General features: G+C 38.3%; 23 protein-coding genes. 14 read left to right on the forward strand and 9 right to left on the reverse strand.

All coding sequences use genetic code 11. The features are described from left to right. Positions 1-39: 39 nt before the first annotated feature. Positions 40-675 carry an SPOR domain-containing protein gene (locus ABJG98_RS03140; protein ID WP_348278009.1) on the reverse strand — a complete coding sequence of 212 codons (636 nt, stop codon included), beginning with the start codon at positions 673-675 and terminating at the stop codon, positions 40-42. A 224-nt stretch (positions 676-899) separates the two neighbouring features. Between ABJG98_RS03140 and ABJG98_RS03145 the strand changes: the two genes are divergently transcribed. The 10 genes from ABJG98_RS03145 to ABJG98_RS03190 all read left to right on the forward strand — a co-directional run bounded on the left by ABJG98_RS03145 (position 900) and on the right by ABJG98_RS03190 (position 6,690). Continuing rightward, positions 900-2,051: a helix-turn-helix domain-containing protein gene (locus ABJG98_RS03145; protein ID WP_348278010.1), complete on the forward strand. Its 1,152-nt coding sequence runs from the start codon at positions 900-902 to the stop codon at positions 2,049-2,051. Positions 2,052-2,258: 207 nt separating this feature from the next. Continuing rightward, positions 2,259-2,717, forward strand: a complete 459-nt coding sequence (locus tag ABJG98_RS03150; RefSeq protein ID WP_348278011.1) for a hypothetical protein — start codon at positions 2,259-2,261, stop codon at positions 2,715-2,717. Then, positions 2,707-3,231: a pyridoxamine 5'-phosphate oxidase family protein gene (locus ABJG98_RS03155; RefSeq protein WP_348278012.1), complete on the forward strand. Its 525-nt coding sequence runs from the start codon at positions 2,707-2,709 to the stop codon at positions 3,229-3,231. Before ABJG98_RS03150 ends, ABJG98_RS03155 begins: the two co-directional genes overlap by 11 nt. A 16-nt stretch (positions 3,232-3,247) precedes the next feature. Further along, complete coding sequence (locus ABJG98_RS03160; RefSeq protein ID WP_348278013.1) at positions 3,248-3,643, forward strand: hypothetical protein; 396 nt, start codon at positions 3,248-3,250, stop codon at positions 3,641-3,643. A gap of 11 nt (positions 3,644-3,654) precedes the next feature. Further along, entirely contained in the window at positions 3,655-4,515 is an 861-nt protein-coding gene (locus tag ABJG98_RS03165) for a prolyl oligopeptidase family serine peptidase (RefSeq protein WP_348278014.1), read from the forward strand. 128 nt (positions 4,516-4,643) lie between these two features. Continuing rightward, positions 4,644-5,018, forward strand: coding sequence for a metalloregulator ArsR/SmtB family transcription factor (locus tag ABJG98_RS03170; protein WP_348278015.1), 375 nt, complete (start codon positions 4,644-4,646; stop codon positions 5,016-5,018). Then, complete coding sequence (merTP, locus tag ABJG98_RS03175) at positions 5,015-5,644, forward strand: mercuric transport protein MerTP (RefSeq protein WP_348278016.1); 630 nt, start codon at positions 5,015-5,017, stop codon at positions 5,642-5,644. The genes ABJG98_RS03170 and merTP overlap by 4 nt, the downstream gene beginning before the upstream one ends. 1 nt (position 5,645) lies before the next feature. Beyond that, positions 5,646-5,858 carry a GDCCVxC domain-containing (seleno)protein gene (locus ABJG98_RS03180; protein WP_348278017.1) on the forward strand — a complete coding sequence of 71 codons (213 nt, stop codon included), beginning with the start codon at positions 5,646-5,648 and terminating at the stop codon, positions 5,856-5,858. A gap of 3 nt (positions 5,859-5,861) precedes the next feature. Then, a complete protein-coding gene (locus tag ABJG98_RS03185) occupies positions 5,862-6,314 on the forward strand; it encodes a hypothetical protein (RefSeq protein WP_348278018.1) in 453 nt (150 codons plus the stop codon). 10 nt (positions 6,315-6,324) lie between these two features. Further along, positions 6,325-6,690 (forward strand): glyoxalase superfamily protein, encoded by a 366-nt coding sequence (locus ABJG98_RS03190; protein WP_348278019.1) that lies wholly within the window; start codon positions 6,325-6,327, stop codon positions 6,688-6,690. Between the two features lie 48 nt (positions 6,691-6,738). Here ABJG98_RS03190 and ABJG98_RS03195 read toward each other — a convergent pair whose 3' ends face one another. The 6 genes from ABJG98_RS03195 to ABJG98_RS03220 form a co-directional block, all read right to left on the reverse strand. Beyond that, entirely contained in the window at positions 6,739-7,716 is a 978-nt protein-coding gene (locus ABJG98_RS03195) for a phosphotransferase (RefSeq protein WP_348278020.1), read from the reverse strand. 135 nt (positions 7,717-7,851) lie between these two features. Continuing rightward, positions 7,852-8,046, reverse strand: a complete 195-nt coding sequence (locus ABJG98_RS03200; RefSeq protein ID WP_348278021.1) for a cold-shock protein — start codon at positions 8,044-8,046, stop codon at positions 7,852-7,854. A gap of 49 nt (positions 8,047-8,095) precedes the next feature. Next, positions 8,096-8,290, reverse strand: coding sequence for a cold-shock protein (locus ABJG98_RS03205; protein WP_348278022.1), 195 nt, complete (start codon positions 8,288-8,290; stop codon positions 8,096-8,098). 255 nt (positions 8,291-8,545) lie between these two features. Further along, entirely contained in the window at positions 8,546-9,604 is a 1,059-nt protein-coding gene (locus ABJG98_RS03210; RefSeq protein ID WP_348278023.1) for a putative zinc-binding peptidase, read from the reverse strand. After that, complete coding sequence (locus ABJG98_RS03215; RefSeq protein ID WP_348278024.1) at positions 9,601-10,572, reverse strand: alpha-E domain-containing protein; 972 nt, start codon at positions 10,570-10,572, stop codon at positions 9,601-9,603. The genes ABJG98_RS03210 and ABJG98_RS03215 overlap by 4 nt, the downstream gene beginning before the upstream one ends. Positions 10,573-10,575: 3 nt before the next feature. Beyond that, a complete protein-coding gene (locus tag ABJG98_RS03220; protein WP_348278025.1) occupies positions 10,576-12,012 on the reverse strand; it encodes a circularly permuted type 2 ATP-grasp protein in 1,437 nt (478 codons plus the stop codon). A gap of 216 nt (positions 12,013-12,228) precedes the next feature. On the opposite strand from ABJG98_RS03220, the gene ABJG98_RS03225 reads away from it, so the two are divergent. From ABJG98_RS03225 to ABJG98_RS03240, 4 genes are all read left to right on the forward strand, one after another. After that, a complete protein-coding gene (locus ABJG98_RS03225; RefSeq protein WP_348278026.1) occupies positions 12,229-12,828 on the forward strand; it encodes an EF-hand domain-containing protein in 600 nt (199 codons plus the stop codon). A 151-nt stretch (positions 12,829-12,979) separates the two neighbouring features. Beyond that, complete coding sequence (locus ABJG98_RS03230; protein WP_348278027.1) at positions 12,980-13,492, forward strand: hypothetical protein; 513 nt, start codon at positions 12,980-12,982, stop codon at positions 13,490-13,492. A 23-nt stretch (positions 13,493-13,515) separates the two neighbouring features. Next, positions 13,516-13,944, forward strand: coding sequence for a PAS domain-containing protein (locus ABJG98_RS03235; protein WP_348278028.1), 429 nt, complete (start codon positions 13,516-13,518; stop codon positions 13,942-13,944). A gap of 197 nt (positions 13,945-14,141) precedes the next feature. Then, positions 14,142-14,537, forward strand: a complete 396-nt coding sequence (locus ABJG98_RS03240; RefSeq protein ID WP_348278029.1) for a DUF1987 domain-containing protein — start codon at positions 14,142-14,144, stop codon at positions 14,535-14,537. 24 nt (positions 14,538-14,561) lie between these two features. Here the strand turns inward: ABJG98_RS03240 and ABJG98_RS03245 are convergent, their stop codons facing one another. Next, positions 14,562-15,092 (reverse strand): hypothetical protein, encoded by a 531-nt coding sequence (locus tag ABJG98_RS03245; protein WP_348278030.1) that lies wholly within the window; start codon positions 15,090-15,092, stop codon positions 14,562-14,564. A 118-nt stretch (positions 15,093-15,210) separates the two neighbouring features. Next, complete coding sequence (locus tag ABJG98_RS03250; RefSeq protein ID WP_348278031.1) at positions 15,211-15,609, reverse strand: DoxX family protein; 399 nt, start codon at positions 15,607-15,609, stop codon at positions 15,211-15,213. Positions 15,610-15,642: the final 33 nt, after the last annotated feature.

Below are 15,642 nucleotides of genomic sequence, written 5' to 3' on the forward strand. Positions count from 1 at the left end.
TATTAATGCACAGACATTACCTCAGTTTAATGTGGGCATCTAATACTTCAATATCCAAACTCCACTTCCATAGCTACTGAAAGATGAAAGCGAGCCTTGGGCCTGCTCCAGCGTGGCATAATCACCAAGAGCTACCCGATAATATAGATTTTTGCCTGAGTCGTGTTCAATGATTTGAACATCATTGCCCTCTTTGGCCAACTTCTTAGCATAGTCCATGGCTAAGTCTTCATCTATACTGCTGGATACAATTATGTAGTATCGTCCGGTGGGAGTTGAAACTGACTCCACTATACCAGCTGCTTTCTTGGCCTCTAATGCGGCTAGTTCATCCAGTTTTGCATTCACTAATGCCAACTGGTCTTTGGGATATTGTTGATTTGGTAAGAGAGATGATGCTTCCTGATAAAGAGACCGGGCCGTATCCCAATTCTCTTGTGCGAATTCAGTATCCGCATTTTCTATCAACTGATCATATCTGGCTTTGTCTTGCGCTGCTTGCTCTATTCTTTTTTGCTCAGCCTCTGCTTGTGCTATTTGCTCCAGACGTGCTTTTTCTTTTGCTTCCTGTTCAGGCTTATATATCCCCAAATACCATACCGATCCTGCGAGTACAAGTACAATGATTACAACGATAATTATGGTCTTGCCACTTCGATTAGAATGCGCATTCATAAGTTTAATTAATGTTTAAAATTAAAGGTAACCAAATGGCAATAAACGGCCATTTCATTTATTGTATTGGGACAGATCCATTTGTTTTATTGATAAAGGTCTTCTACTATATGATTTAGATAAACCTTGATATGATATGATCTTGCATAACTTGTTCACGACTTCAATCGGATATATTTATTTTTGAATGCTTCTCATTGAGGACGTAAAACTATTGTTTCCGCATGGTGAACTTGGATGTATGGTCGGTCATTTTAGGCTTTGGTGCCCTCAACGGATTTTTCCTCACTACAATCCTCTGGCTTAACAAAAAAGGGGTGGTTAGGTCTAACAGACTGCTTGCTGCTCTTCTTTTCTGCATTGCTATTTTTACGTTTGAGCTGGTTTTATATAGAATGGGTCTCTACCAGAGCACCCCTGAATACAGCATGTTTTCTTTTCCATTTGCTTATTTTATTGCTCCCCTGTTTTACCTGTACACAAGGTCTTTCATTGTCAGTAATAGCATTTTTCAGAAAATCGACCTTGTGCATTTGCTCATCCCCTTTTTGGCGCTTGCGGCTTTGATCCCTTACTATTTCTGGTCGCCTGAAGATAAGCTTGCATATTTTAAACTTTTTGAACAGCCAGCAGATCTGACTTTGAGGCACCTATGGCTTGGAGGTTTATTTTTAGTGCAATCAGTAGCATACTTATGGATAACGTATCGCTATTTGAATAGCTATCAACGCGATTACAAACTGAGCTCATCAGGCACAGGAGTGCAGCGGATTGAGTGGCTCAATAAGCTTATGCTCACGTTTATGATCTTTATTTTCATCAATGCGATCATATCCTTATTCTACCTGATTATACAGTTTAAGCAAATTGATTTCTTTGAAACCATTATAATACCAGCAGAAGAAATAAACATGATCATCCTAACGTTTTTCGCTCATCTGGTAGGTTACAATGCCATCAATCATCCAACCAAATTATTTCCTGCTAATGCGAGCGAGCCTAAATATGCTCGTTCCAGAATGACTGACGAAGAGAGCCAGAGATACCTCAACTCACTGCGTAAGGTCATGAGCAATGATAAACTATTTCTCAACCCAGACTTGACACTTCATGGCCTTGCTCATGCGATAGACTTATCAAACGATCAGGTGTCGCAAGTAATCAACAAAGAACTCTCGTTAAACTTTTATGATTTTGTGAATCAATATAGGGTACGAGAAGCCCAAGAGAGGTTAGTTGACCAACAGTACAACAACTTATCTATACTGGGTATTGCACTAGATTCAGGTTTCAGCAGCAAAAGTTCATTCAACAGGATTTTTAAAAAACATCTTGGCATCACTCCTTCTGAATATATGTCAAGACAGGAGGCTTGATTTCTAAAACAAGTCCCAATCGGTCTGATGAGACGTCCCAACACACCGGATAGGTCGCTTGAGTCAGTGGCATAAGCCAGTTTTGGCCACATGATCAATAAGAATGATTTGGGGAAACGTCACAATTTATTTGGGTTCTAACAGGAATTCTTGTGGCGATAGCTATCCTACTTCACATAATGTCTCATTTACATTAATACAACTTCAATGAATACACCATTTAAAAAACACGAAATAACAGTGGTAGCTCCCCAAAATCTCATTTGGTGGGTAATTAGTGACTTCAGTCAATTTTACTTATGGAACTCTGTGGTGCCCTATGGAAGTGGTAGTCTTAAGCCTGGCAGAACATTGCGAGTGAGTCTCCGGATGACGAGTGGAAAGGTTAGCCTCAGCTCCTGCTTTGTAAATAAGGTTGAGCGTAATCATTTTTTTGTTTTATCACGAAGACTCCTTTCCAAGCGACTACTTTATTTGGAACATGCCTTCATCATTGAACCCATTAATGAGCCTGAAAATGAATTCAAATTCACACAAACACTAAAAGCAGAGGGAATTCTGTGTCCATTTTTCATTCGCAGATTAAGAGCGCAATGGGAATTATTCAATGTGATGAACCATGACCTAAAATATTACATCAACAAACTTCAAAATCATGGAACTTAAACAAGACTGGAAAAAAATCAGGAAATGCTTCAAACGATATGGTGCATCCTCATTTCACTTTGCTATGGCCACCGTAAAACCAGATGGTTCTCCATGGGTCACACCTATTGGCTCGCTACTACTTAACAAAGATTGTACGGCCACCTATTTCGAAATTTTCACGCGTGGTATGCCTGGCAATCTTGAAACTAACAATCGAATAGTAGTAATGGGTGTTAACAGCAATTTTTGGTTTTGGCTCAAATCTGTTATCACAGGTCGTTTTTCTCAACCCCCAGCATTGCGAATGGTTGGTACGGCACATGAGGCACGAAAAGCAACTGATGAAGAAAAGCACCGACTCAGAAAATACCTTGCTCCTTTTCGTCGGACGTCTGGGTATAAGAAAATGTGGAGTCGATTAGAATATGTACGAGATATTACATTTGAAGAAGTGGTGGAAGTGAACCTTGGGGCTATGACACGCCAAAAAAATGGAACCGGAGCTATGTCGAATCGTATAAAAACTGTCTAAAAACAGCAGATATCCGATGACAAGCGCTACCAAATACATTGGAAAAATCATAGTGCCAATTATACTGCCCTTACTTGTTGGGATAATGGGACTTTTCAGTTGTCAAGAGCATGAAGGCATTCAACAAACGTCAAACATGGATGTACTGCTACCCGGTGACATCATTCCATTGAATAAGAAGGTTTGCATTAAGAGTTCTGGTATCTATAAGCTTACCTCTGACGCCAGTTTACTCACCACGAGATGCTATGGTTCTATAAGCTTTTCATTTGAGTTACCTGATAGCACTGGCCAAATGAATAGTTGTAATAGTCCATTGGGTCAAACCACTCAAACCAACAACATCAGTGGAATTAGTGAAGTGTATTACTCAATACAATCCGAAGCATACGCAGAAATATTATTACAATAAAATGAAAGGTTATGAAGAATAGAATATTACAATATATGATGGTAATGGCAGCCTTTGTGGTCGCATCATGCAGCGATGACGAGCCTCGCCCTCAAGGCGAATTCATACCTATTGTTAGTGGTGATATAACGCTCGCTGCAGAACTTGATGTACCAGTAGGTGCAGGGCCACATCCTGCGCTGATAATGATACATGGGTCAGGAGAACAGGATCGGCATATATATGCAGGTGCGGCCAATAACTACCTAAGAGTAGGGATAGCAGTTTTAAGGTATGACAAAAGAGGTGTTGGGCAATCAACAGGGCAATACCTTGACGTAAATACTGAAAATAGCACTGAAGTATTTCCTATTCTGGCTGATGACATAGTGGCAATTGCTAATTTTTTAGCCAATCACCCAGAGATTGATGCGGAACGTATTGGTTTGCTCGGACCCAGCCAGGCAGGTTGGATTATGCCTCTGGCAGCCGTTAACACTTCACTGATATCGTATATGGTCAGTATTTCAGGAGCTACAAGTTCAGTGGGTATTTCGGACTTCTATGATGTTATCGCAGAACTCAGCCTTTCAGATCAGGAAATTGCTGACGCGCTAGCAGATTATGACGGAGTACAAGGCTATGATCCACGAGCTGACCTGGAACTTTTGGATATCCCTGCGCTTTGGATTTATGGTGGCAAAGACAAAAGCAATCCAACGGCTAATGACGTCATGATCATCGATCTGGTGAAAACTGAATTTGATAAGGACTACACGGTACATTTATTTCCTAACCTGAATCATGATTTAGTAGATGTCAACACCAATCAGACAATACTAGATACTCAACTTTGCCTAAATGATTGGCTTAACGAAAAGTTAGGGCTCTAGAAAATAGCAGGTCACTCGATTTAGCATCCTTAATACAACTTATAAAAAATCATATGTTTTAGTATTTACTTAAATACTGAATCTTTTTCGTTTATATTACGTTTTAGTAGTTTCTAAAATATTAAAACATGAGTAACACTTGTATAAGAGTATTGGCTGATCCCGTACAGATCAAAGATTGTAAAGATGCACTCACTAGATTGGATGAGGATCTTTCGCTTACTACCCAGGTTTTTAATCTTTCAGGAAATGCAGCAAGACTAAAAATTCTTTTTTTGCTGCATAAAGAAGGAGAAATGTGTCCTTGTGATTTGAGCGATATATTAAACATTTCCGTTGGTGGTATCTCCCAACACCTCCGTAAGCTGAAAGACGGTAAGCTCATTAAGGATAAGAAGGTGGGACAAACAGTCTTCTATTCACTGGTCGATGAGAATATTGAGATCCTCAAACCTGTCTTAGAGAACTTATCCAGGCAGAATCATAAAACTACAGTATCATGAATACTTCTAATATTTCTTCCAGAAGCGCAAGTGCTGGACTATTTGCTGCCATTGTAGCCTCATTATGTTGCATTACACCTGTGTTTTCACTGCTTGCAGGCATTGGCGGGATAGCTGCCACTTTTTCCTGGATGGAACCATTCCGCCCGTATCTCATAGCATTGACCATTGGCGTTTTAGGCTTTGCATGGTATCAAAAATTAAGATCTAGAACAGCAGAAGAAATTGCGTGCGCTTGCGAGGACAATGAGAAGCCTTCCTTTTGGCATTCGAAAAGATTCTTAGGAATCGTTACCGTATTTGCAGCATTTATGCTCGCTTTCCCTACTTATTCACATATATTTTATTCCAATGGAGGAAGCCCTCAGCTTTCATTCGTTGCAGCACAGGACACAACCAAAACGTATAAAATAATATTGGAAATAGAAGGGATGACTTGTGCTGGTTGTGAAAACCATATCGAATATGAGGTTGGATTGCTTGATGGAATCAAATCGGTAGATGCTTCTTATGCTACAGGTTCTGCCATCGTTGAATATCAAGTTTCAAAGATTAAAGAAAAAACAATAATAGAAACTATTGATAAAACTGGATACACCGTATTACAAAAGCCCAAGGATCAATAATATGGAAAAGAATATAGTATTGGAATCGACCATCACATGTCCACATTGTGATCATCAGAAAGTAGAAAATATGCCAACTGATGCTTGCCAGTATTTCTATGAATGTGAAAACTGCAATGAAGTGATTAAACCCAAACAGGGTGATTGTTGTGTGTATTGCAGCTTTGGTTCAGAAAAATGTCCTCCAGTTCAAGACGAAAAATGTAATTGCTAAACTATGAATACCATTCCTAATACTCCCACTAAATCACGCCTTGTAGGTAGAATATTTAGATTTTGCCTAGGATTGTTTTTCGTTTCAGAAGTTTGGCCAGTTTATGTTGATGTAACCTGGAATGGTGTTATTGTAAGAATGTTATGGGCATTTGGACTTCTTGTTATTTATATTATTCTTCATTTCATAATTGTCCGATATACGCCTAAAATAGATCGAGTGCTTGGAGCAATTTTAGCATTTGGACCATTCCTTGCTGTTTTCATATTTGGATATGGAGGACCGGCAGCTACTGGAGCTCTAACTTTTCTTTCTGTATCTTTAATACTAGCAGCTATTCGTGCAGATCCTGGCTGCGAAGTGATGACAATCCCTGCTATCTTTTCAGGGAAGCATACTCACTTAGCTTGCCTACTCTTCTCTCCGATTGACTGGTGTGAGAAAAAAATACATTAAACGAATCAAAATGGAAGCTTACGGAGTAATCCCAATTCTTAGAATTTTTGATTATCAAAAGGCAACCGAGTTTTATATTGATTGGTTAGGGTTTACAATTGACTGGGAACATCGTTTTCATGATGATGCGCCAATATATCTTCAAATTTCCAACGGTGATATGATACTTCACTTATCAGAGCATCACGGTGATTGTTCGCCTGGAGCTAAAATTTTAATCAATTGCAACGGGCTTAAAAGATTTCATAAAGGTCTTAAAAAGAAGAAATATAAATACAACAACCCGGGTATTAGCAAGGCACCGTGGGAAGACCTCTGCATGGAAGTCACTGACCCATTCCATAATAAATTGGTCTTTAATGAGAAGAGTAAATAAACTGACCTAGTTGCTTAGCAATATTTAATTGCTGTTAAATAATCTTTATTAAAGATTGATTTGAGACATTTCCTCAAGCACTTCATTTGTCAAGCGTTCGCTGTATTTGTGCATTTTCCAGTGGCCGGGGTTCCAGCCATCAAGGAACCGATAGAAATCAGCCCAAGCGTATTTGTATAGTAGTCGCCACTCTTCTATAACTACCTGTATATCAGTAAATTCATCTAATGTCTGTTCAAGTTGCTTGAAGTAATGATTTAGCAACTCTTCTTCATATCTTTCACAATCGGAATCATCAAAACAACTGCTGATAAAGTAGGCCACGTCTTTGATGCCGCACCCCTTCCCTGCATATTGAAAGTCAACAGCGGCCACCTCTCCCATTTCATTGAAACAGAAATTAGCCAGCTTTGCATCTCCATGCACAAGTGTTTGATGAGTTGCATTGTTAAGCTTAGCGTCTATTCCCTTTGCGGCCAACTTAAGTCGAGCATTTTGCATCTTCTCGAATTCATCGGGTCTGGTGTCCAAATGCCAGTACGTACCGATTGGCCATAACTCATTGATTGTATTACCCAGAAATTTCGCATGAAAATGTGCCAACCAGGAGAGCGCACTTTTAGCCTGAAGCAAGGTAACTGTGTAGGGATTTGCTCGAAATCGATAACCACTCGCATCTAAATCTTCCATAATCAGGAAAATCTGATTCTCCGATTCTAACGAATGAACACATTCAGGGACTCTGCATTGTACATTGGTTTGAGAGGCAAACTGTACATACCAACTCTTTTCTACCTGATAGGAAGTAAGCTTACGCTGGTGTGAGTTTTTTGTATTCCAACCCTTCGGGTGATCAATTGACTCAGGCCATTGAATATGTTTGACAATGACACTAGGATATTTCCCACCTGCTAAGAAATACCGCTTTATTTCTCCATAGCCACTCCAGAGTTTTTGAATCTGTTCTGATCGAATGATTGCCGTAGCGCCGGTTTTTTCTAGTATTTCATCAGGTAATTCAATCATACTGAGTCAGTGTTGACATTTTTAGCCATATCAGCAAAGGATTGTATCAAGGTGAGTATTTAATCATCGCTGCAAATAAAAAAAGGTGGGTCTACCATTGTAAACCCACCTCTTTATTCACTGACAGTGATTCGCTTAGTTCAAAACTTCTACGTTCACAGCATTTAAGCCTTTTCTTCCTTGCTCAGTCTCGAATTGAACTTTGTCATTCTCTTTGATTTCATCGATAAGTCCGTTTACGTGTACGAAAATATCTTCGCTTGAATTATCAGGCGTGATGAATCCAAATCCTTTTTCAGCGTTAAAAAACTTTACTTTTCCTTCTTGCATAATTGTATTATTAATTGTCTTTAAAAATTATTTTTTATTGATGTGGCGCTTAGTCAATGCGCTCTACATTTACCGCATGTGGCCCTTTTTTGCCTTCTTCTATTTCGAATGCCACCTTGTCATTTTCTATGATCTCATGGATCAATCCGCTGAGGTGTACAAAAACATCTTTTTTAGAATTGTCGGGTGTAATAAACCCAAAACCTTTTTCGCTATTGAAAAACTTTACAGTTCCTTCTTGCATTGTAATCTGATTGTATTGTTATTAATATTTACTTCAATAATGAAGGAAAGACGATTGAATTTGACTTTTGCCAAATCAACTTGAGTGGACACGTTGCGAGGAAATTTTCTATGGAAATTGCTACTTAAACGGATACTACCTACTGCGTGGAGCAGCGTATTTACTTAATTATTGCACTCAAAATTTTCTTGAGCAATGCAAAGATATAGTATTTATATTGAAGAATAGCTATTTATTACAGCAAACACATAACATTCACTTAGACCTCAATGAACTTCCTAATATAATCTCATGCATGAAGGTCATTTTATTGATTACAGACTGATTAATAACAAAAGGATAAACATCTGGAATACCCATGGATCTATTTACGGCATTGGCAGCAAATAGCAATGGAATGCAGACTTCCACAATTTCGTTAAAGTCTTTCATAAGATATGGATCAAAATTCACTTCGCTGGTCATGCCTGAAAATCCTTTAATCGGTGCTACTTTCAACCCAAAGTAATAGGCTGTCTCAGTCACATCCATGATGTGTAAATAGTGAGCCCATGATTCTGCCCAGTCTTCCCACGGATGGGAAGTAGCGTACTTACTTATGAAATAGTCAGACCACTGCTGATTGCCTCCTGTGGCATAATACAATTTAAGTGCTTCCCCATAGTCTCTTCGTTCATCTCCGAAGACGGTTCTGAAGCGCTCAAGTAAAATGGTGTTGTTAGCAATTAATCTATCCCAGAAGTAATGTCCAACTTCATGCCTAAAGTGTCCGATCAATGTACGATAGGGTTCTGACATTTCCATTCGCATCTGCTCACGCAACACCTCATCAGCTTCAGAAAGCAGAATAGTAATAACCCCATTTGCATGACCGGTCATTGCATTAACTCCCTCGCTTTGAGCTAGAAAATCAAAGCATATTCCGCTCTCTGAGACCATCTTACTTGGAAGTTCCAATCCAAATCGCTGAAGTTGGTATATTAATCGATGTTTAGCAATCTCAAGTTTATTCCACTTTTCATGATTGGTCTTATTCGATAGGTTTGGAATGGTTCGGTTTAGTGAACAGGCAGTACAATAATCATTGGAAGAACCAGCTTCAATTAGCCAATTGCAAACTCCATGTTCTTTGTTTTTACAAAAGCGATATTGTTTATTATCTCTATCTGCAAATAGCAACGAGTCCATAGATTGATCGAATGTATTCATGATCACCTGGGTATCATTATAGCCAACCGTATGATCGCAGTTCTCGCAATAGATGTTCTCAAAGAACAAAGGATGACCACAATGGCCGCATTGAAAAATTTTCATGAGGTCGTATGCCTTTTCAGTATGTTTTGAGAAGAAAAGAAGGTTTCAAAAATAGCTACGGAGACTTTATTGAGATTTAGCTGTATCTCATCAAGAAACTCGTGCAAGCCACTCGCTAGAACCTCGGTGACATCAGTATACTCGAGGTGTGCTTTTAGCAGTCCTAATTGTTTATTTGCAAGATTTAATGGTCCTTCTTCCGGGCCTGATATTGTTTCTAGCGATTGATGTGCTTGTTCAATGCAATTCATGATGGACCGTGGAAAGTTCTTATCAAATATGAGGAACTCACAAATGCTGGGAGGATTAATCTTACCATATTTTTTTCGATACATATCATAAGCACTGACTGACTTTAACAGCGCTGACCATTGAACTAAGTCAATAGGTGTACCTACCGAATTGGCGCTGGGTAGTAGCATATGATATTTAACGTCGAGCACTCTGGAGGTTTTGTCCGCTCGTTCGATGAACTGTCCCAATTTCCCAAAGTGCCAACCCTCTGTACGTGAGATGGTGGTATCATAAATGCCCGCAATCATTTGGCAGCTTTCTCTAACTTCCATGAAGAACTTTCTCGGATCCTTTCTCGTCCATACCTTTTTCTCGACACCTTCTTTCATCTTGTAGTAGAGTCCATTTACTCGCTCCCACACTTCTCTGGTTATTTCAGGTCGTACAGCTCTGGCGTTTTCTCTGGCATTATTAATACCATTGAGAATGGAATTGACATTATTAAGGTCGAAGCCCAAAAAGAAGATAATCTTTTTCTTATCAGCTGCTCCATGAATTTCTTCATAAAGTTCCCAGTCACCGGTGGTCACTACCAAGGGCTTCCATTGCTCTGAAATATCAGGATGCATTTCTAATGATAAGTTATAATTAACATCCATGAAGCGAGCGTAATTTTCTGCACGCTCCAAATATCTATTCATCCAATAAAGTGAATCTGCTACTCTACTCAACATATCTTAAGAATCTAATACCCAGGTATCTTTACTCCCCCCACCTTGAGATGAGTTTACCACAAGCGAGCCTTTCTTCAAGGCTACTCTAGTTAATGCGCCTGGCACAATTTTCATTTCTTTGCCATACAGAATATATGGACGCAAATCCACGTGCCGCCCTTCAATTGTATCATCCGTAAGTGTAGGTACGCGAGAGAGATTAATCGTCGGCTGCCCGATGTAGTTCCTTGGATTAGCTTTGATTTTTTTAATAAATTCAGCCTGCTCCCCTTTAGTCGACTTAGGACCAATCAACATACCGTACCCACCAGATGCATCCGTTTGCTTTACAACCAGCTTATGAATGTTCTCAATGACATATTTTAAATGGTCTCGTTCATCACATATGTATGTTTTCACATTTTTCAGAATGGCCTCTTCACCAAGGTAATATTTAATGATTTTTGGAATATAAGCGTAGACCGCTTTATCGTCCGCCACACCTGTGCCGGGAGCATTTACCAGTACTACATTACCTTTTCTATAGGCTTCAAATAGTCCAGGTGTGCCTAGCATAGAATTCTTATTGAAAATCAGTGGATCTATAAAATCATCATCAACTCTACGGTAGATGACATCAAGTTTTTTAAGTCCAGATGTTGTAATCATATACACATAATCATTTTTAACCACTAAATCTTTGCCTTCAACTAACTCAGCTCCCATTTGCTGAGCCAGATACGAATGTTCGAAGTAAGCAGAGTTATAGATTCCAGGCGTTAGTACTGCTATACTTGCAGGAGATTTTGGAGTTAATGACTCCATCATATCACGCAAATAATGTGCGTAATTATAAACGGGTCTGACTTTGAGTTTCTCGAATAATTCAGGAAAAGTACGTTTCAAAATCTCTCGATTTTCCAGCATATATGATACCCCTGATGGACATCTCAAATTGTCTTCAAGCACGTAAAATTCATCATCATCACCTCTAATCATATCAGAACCGGTAATGTGACACCACACATTTTCAGGCGGCTTCAAACCTACGCACTCCTTCAGGTAGCATGCACTTGAAGTAATCAATTCTGACGGTATGATTTTATCCTTTAAGACTTTCTGATCGCCATAGATATCGGCTATAAACATGTTAAGCGCGGTTATACGTTGGCTAAGTCCTTGCTCTAGCTTATCCCAATCAGAACCTGAAATGATACGAGGGATAATGTCAAGGTGTAATATTCGTTCCATTCCTTGATTGTCGCTATAGACATTGAATGTCATTCCCAGAGAAAGCTGGGCACGGTCTGTTGCGTGCTGCAGGAAGTTGAGCTTTTTCCAGTCCATTTTCTCAATCCTTTTTTGAAATAATTCATAGTGTGGACGTGTCTTCATATCCGCATCAAACATTTCATCAAAATGATTTTTTGACTCGTACCCTTCAAAACTTATTTTATTCATACTCCTTGCCTTTGAGTGCAGCTATTAAAGGTAAAGTAATAATGTTGTTTGGATGGTTGTATTGGCGGCTACTGATCTTTTTATACAGGTTACAATTTTGCAGTCGGATTTATCCGTCCCCAATCCCACCCTGCCTGCTAAATGGAGCCATTGAACTAAAAGAGTCTCAAAAGTCCGTATACTTTGATAGCTTAGACTATCAGTAACGGATAAAACGTGCAACTCGAGGATACAATAAAAAAATGGATTTTCTTCTTCTACGTGCTGGACGCAAATCGAGATGGAGTATTAGAGCCTTCAGATATTGATGAAATTATCAATCGACTTTTAAATGCCAGGCCAGGGCTATTTAGCAAAGTTGAGGCTAAACACTTGCGGTACATCACTCTTAAAAGTTTTGATCGATTGCTCATCGAAGCTGGCACAGGTAAGCAAAGAAAAATCAGCATTCTTGAATGGGTTCGAATCATCAAAAAGAATAATGAGACGGACAAGGAATCTTATTTTATCCGGTGGTTTTCTGTATCAGCTGTCAGGTTTTTGTTCGACCTTTTTGATCATAATAAAGATGGCTTTATTGATTTTGATGAATTCGAATCGCTCTATCAAATCCTGGGTCTAAACAGAGGAAATATCATATTCGCCTTTAAACAACTAGATATTAATAAGGATGGAGTACTCAGCAAAGCAGAGATGTATGAGGCAATTACCGATTATTTTTCTTCCAGCAATGCCGCCATCAACAATTACGTCTTTGGTCAATACAAAGCTTTAAGTGCAGATTATATCAATAAGCTGATTACGGTCTTGCTGTAATAAATACTTTAACCATTGGATAAAACATCCCTTAATTAAAGAATGTGTTGCTGGTCATTTCGAACGATGACCTCCAACAATCGACCAAATTGGTTTTAATTATCCATGATTTGGCCGATATTGATCTATCATTTAATTAAAACCTTTAACCATGAGACGCCTATTCTTTTTTTGTTTTTGCTTAATAGCCTTTCTTTCATACGCTCAAGATGAAGATATTGTAGCCATAATAGATGATTTGACAATCAAATGGGACAAACAAGCCGAGTCGCTTGAAAAATATTCAGGAATGAAATATTACTGCACTTCGGAGCAATACCGTGACAAGACAATCAACTTACTCGATAAGATCCACCATTATGATACACTACTTTACAACATTGTCACCGAAAAATATAAAGATGTAAAAGATAAAGAAGCTCAGGCCACCATTAAAGACATATTAACGGTTGAAACGGATTACACTACTCCTAGCTTCAAGGCCTTTTTAAAAGATGAATGTGTAAGGTTTGCTGAGATCGAGGAAAAGTATGATAAGTCAAGCGGCTCTCCATATTTCAAGGAAGTTGAAAAGCTCGAAAAGGAACTGTCAAAATATGTAATCAATGTCACGAAGAGAATTGACCTCATAGATGAACATATTCATCATCTGAAGCTTGACTAGTAAAGAAATTATGCGGAAATAAAATGAATGCCCATCTGGATATCGATCGATTGGAGCAGGCTTATCAAACTGGCGAGGAAGCCTTTTACCAAGTGGTCAATGATCTGAAGATTGGAGTTGGTATCTATAATGCAAATGCTTCTCCAACTATATGCAATCAAGCTGCATATGAGTTACTTGGCTTGAGTAAAGAACAGTTTCTGGGTAATACAGCTATGGACCCATACTGGAAAGTGACTCATGAAGATGGAAGAAAATTTGAACAATACGACTTCCCTATAATTGATGCTATCACCAATTATAAACCTAAAACTGGTGTCATAATGGGTGTCTCAAGACCTCTGAAAAATGATAAAGTTTGGTTAGAAGTAAACGCACATCCAATTCTTGATACTGGATCTATCAAGTACGTCATCTGTACATATAAAGATGTGACTGATCAGTTTGAATAGCATGTCATTGCTGAAAAAATAAAAGTAGGTTAATAGACAAACAAACACATGACATCTCATTCGAGATTAAAAAATGAATGACTGAAAATCTTTATCAAGTCAAAGAAACCACTAAACGAACATATTTGACTTCTCACCTAAAAGGATGTGCGGTTCTCCGAATTTTTTATTCTATTTATACTTGAAGGAAGAAATCAATGGAGCCAATTAAAATATACCCTACTAGAAATACACCAGCAGTTTTATTAGATCCAAATAGAGGAATTTTTAAACTATACGGAAGATCTAGTCCAGAAAATTCCATTCAATTTTACGAGCCATTAAAAGAAGTAATATCCAAAAAGGTAAGTAGTGATAAATTTGATGTGAGAATAAAAATGGAGTACTTCAACACAAGTTCTTCCAAGTGTATTTACGATATTTTAAAAGAGCTAAAGTCCCTCAAGAAAAAAGGCAAAGAAGTGATTATTCGTTGGTACTATGAAGTAGATGATGAAGATATGCTAGAAGCCGGTGAAGATTACAGCGACTTACTTGATCTATCATTTCGCTTTATAGAATTTCATCCAAAAGAATATCAAAAAACAGCTTAGCATTCCAGTATTACAACCCAGGAATTAGTTATTAAGCTTCCCTTCCCTATTATCTTCTGGTTTAAAGAGACTATCGTATATCTCGGCAAGTTTCAATGTAGCTCGATCTGAAAATAATCCTGAAAGTGCAGAAATAGTTAGAACTCCAAATAGATTCAAATCCATTGCGGAAGTATCTCCAGCAAACAAACCTCCCCTAAAAACCAGATAAAAGATCAACGCCAAGGTCATACCTACAAGAGGCCTCAAGATATACCACCATAACCAACTTGATTCGAACTTTCCGTTGCCAACAAAGTTGGAAAATGAAGTAGTGATGTGTACATAACTTCCCAGAAATCCTGAAATAATGACAAGTAGAATCACACGTTTTTCAGAGCTTATACACGTATTGCAACCAAATATTGTACTCGAGCAGACTTTCCAATTTTGCTTACCATTTTCCAAAACAGTTTCTGGCCATAGCTGATATATTAGTATCATTCCAATAATTGGTAAAATAACTAAAGAAACACCTATGATGAGCTTTAGAATGTCCGACTTTTTGGTTGACATGATTAGGTTCAGCTTTGATTATCAAATCCAAAACTAGTTAATTGCAATTACTTCTTTGGTGAGCATGCTTGTTATAAATCATCGGACTGACTTAATAAGCCGTGGCTTTGTTTTAGATTTAAGTTACTTTTTTTGACACCTTTTTATAGTAATGTGTAAGCTCTTCATCCATGCCATATTCAAGAGATAGGTATAAAAGTGTTATCATACTGAAAGCAATCCAAACTACATCGTCTATACTAGTCCCAAATACAATTCGAGTGATCATCGCTCCCAACATAACTGCAGCGAGTGTAAATGCACCATACTTATTCGCTCGTGGAATCAAAATGCTTATGCCACCTAAAAACTCAAGAATCCCAATAAAATACATAAAGTAAAGCCCGTATCCCCACCTTTCTATAAATGCCGAAGACCAAAACCCATTTGCATCAAACTTTTCCCAGCCATGTTGAATAAATGTGTTAGCAAAATTTGCAGACATTAAAAACAAGAGTACTCTTTTGAAAATTTTCATCCTTTTTTTGATTTAAAGATGAATGAATCAGAT

Source organism: Ekhidna sp., assembly GCF_039960695.1.
GTDB lineage: Bacteria > Bacteroidota > Bacteroidia > Cytophagales > Cyclobacteriaceae > Ekhidna.

What these genes read in the sequence shown, in the direction of transcription:
- ABJG98_RS03185 (WP_348278018.1), top strand. Translation starts at nt 5,862, where the DNA reads ATGAATACCATTCCTAATACTCCCACTAAATCACGCCTTGTAGGTAGA.
- ABJG98_RS03180 (WP_348278017.1), top strand. Translation starts at nt 5,646, where the DNA reads ATGGAAAAGAATATAGTATTGGAATCGACCATCACATGTCCACATTGT.
- ABJG98_RS03140 (WP_348278009.1), bottom strand. Translation starts at nt 675, where the DNA reads ATGAATGCGCATTCTAATCGAAGTGGCAAGACCATAATTATCGTTGTA.
- ABJG98_RS03235 (WP_348278028.1), top strand. Translation starts at nt 13,516, where the DNA reads ATGAATGCCCATCTGGATATCGATCGATTGGAGCAGGCTTATCAAACT.
- ABJG98_RS03195 (WP_348278020.1), bottom strand. Translation starts at nt 7,716, where the DNA reads ATGATTGAATTACCTGATGAAATACTAGAAAAAACCGGCGCTACGGCA.
- ABJG98_RS03245 (WP_348278030.1), bottom strand. Translation starts at nt 15,092, where the DNA reads ATGTCAACCAAAAAGTCGGACATTCTAAAGCTCATCATAGGTGTTTCT.
- ABJG98_RS03200 (WP_348278021.1), bottom strand. Translation starts at nt 8,046, where the DNA reads ATGCAAGAAGGAAAAGTAAAGTTTTTTAACGCTGAAAAAGGATTTGGA.
- ABJG98_RS03215 (WP_348278024.1), bottom strand. Translation starts at nt 10,572, where the DNA reads ATGTTGAGTAGAGTAGCAGATTCACTTTATTGGATGAATAGATATTTG.
- ABJG98_RS03220 (WP_348278025.1), bottom strand. Translation starts at nt 12,012, where the DNA reads ATGAATAAAATAAGTTTTGAAGGGTACGAGTCAAAAAATCATTTTGAT.
- ABJG98_RS03160 (WP_348278013.1), top strand. Translation starts at nt 3,248, where the DNA reads ATGACAAGCGCTACCAAATACATTGGAAAAATCATAGTGCCAATTATA.
- ABJG98_RS03165 (WP_348278014.1), top strand. Translation starts at nt 3,655, where the DNA reads ATGAAGAATAGAATATTACAATATATGATGGTAATGGCAGCCTTTGTG.
- ABJG98_RS03190 (WP_348278019.1), top strand. Translation starts at nt 6,325, where the DNA reads ATGGAAGCTTACGGAGTAATCCCAATTCTTAGAATTTTTGATTATCAA.
- ABJG98_RS03240 (WP_348278029.1), top strand. Translation starts at nt 14,142, where the DNA reads ATGGAGCCAATTAAAATATACCCTACTAGAAATACACCAGCAGTTTTA.
- ABJG98_RS03150 (WP_348278011.1), top strand. Translation starts at nt 2,259, where the DNA reads ATGAATACACCATTTAAAAAACACGAAATAACAGTGGTAGCTCCCCAA.
- ABJG98_RS03210 (WP_348278023.1), bottom strand. Translation starts at nt 9,604, where the DNA reads ATGAAAATTTTTCAATGCGGCCATTGTGGTCATCCTTTGTTCTTTGAG.
- ABJG98_RS03205 (WP_348278022.1), bottom strand. Translation starts at nt 8,290, where the DNA reads ATGCAAGAAGGAACTGTAAAGTTTTTCAATAGCGAAAAAGGTTTTGGG.
- merTP (WP_348278016.1), top strand. Translation starts at nt 5,015, where the DNA reads ATGAATACTTCTAATATTTCTTCCAGAAGCGCAAGTGCTGGACTATTT.
- ABJG98_RS03145 (WP_348278010.1), top strand. Translation starts at nt 900, where the DNA reads ATGGTGAACTTGGATGTATGGTCGGTCATTTTAGGCTTTGGTGCCCTC.
- ABJG98_RS03230 (WP_348278027.1), top strand. Translation starts at nt 12,980, where the DNA reads ATGAGACGCCTATTCTTTTTTTGTTTTTGCTTAATAGCCTTTCTTTCA.
- ABJG98_RS03155 (WP_348278012.1), top strand. Translation starts at nt 2,707, where the DNA reads ATGGAACTTAAACAAGACTGGAAAAAAATCAGGAAATGCTTCAAACGA.
- ABJG98_RS03250 (WP_348278031.1), bottom strand. Translation starts at nt 15,609, where the DNA reads ATGAAAATTTTCAAAAGAGTACTCTTGTTTTTAATGTCTGCAAATTTT.
- ABJG98_RS03170 (WP_348278015.1), top strand. Translation starts at nt 4,644, where the DNA reads ATGAGTAACACTTGTATAAGAGTATTGGCTGATCCCGTACAGATCAAA.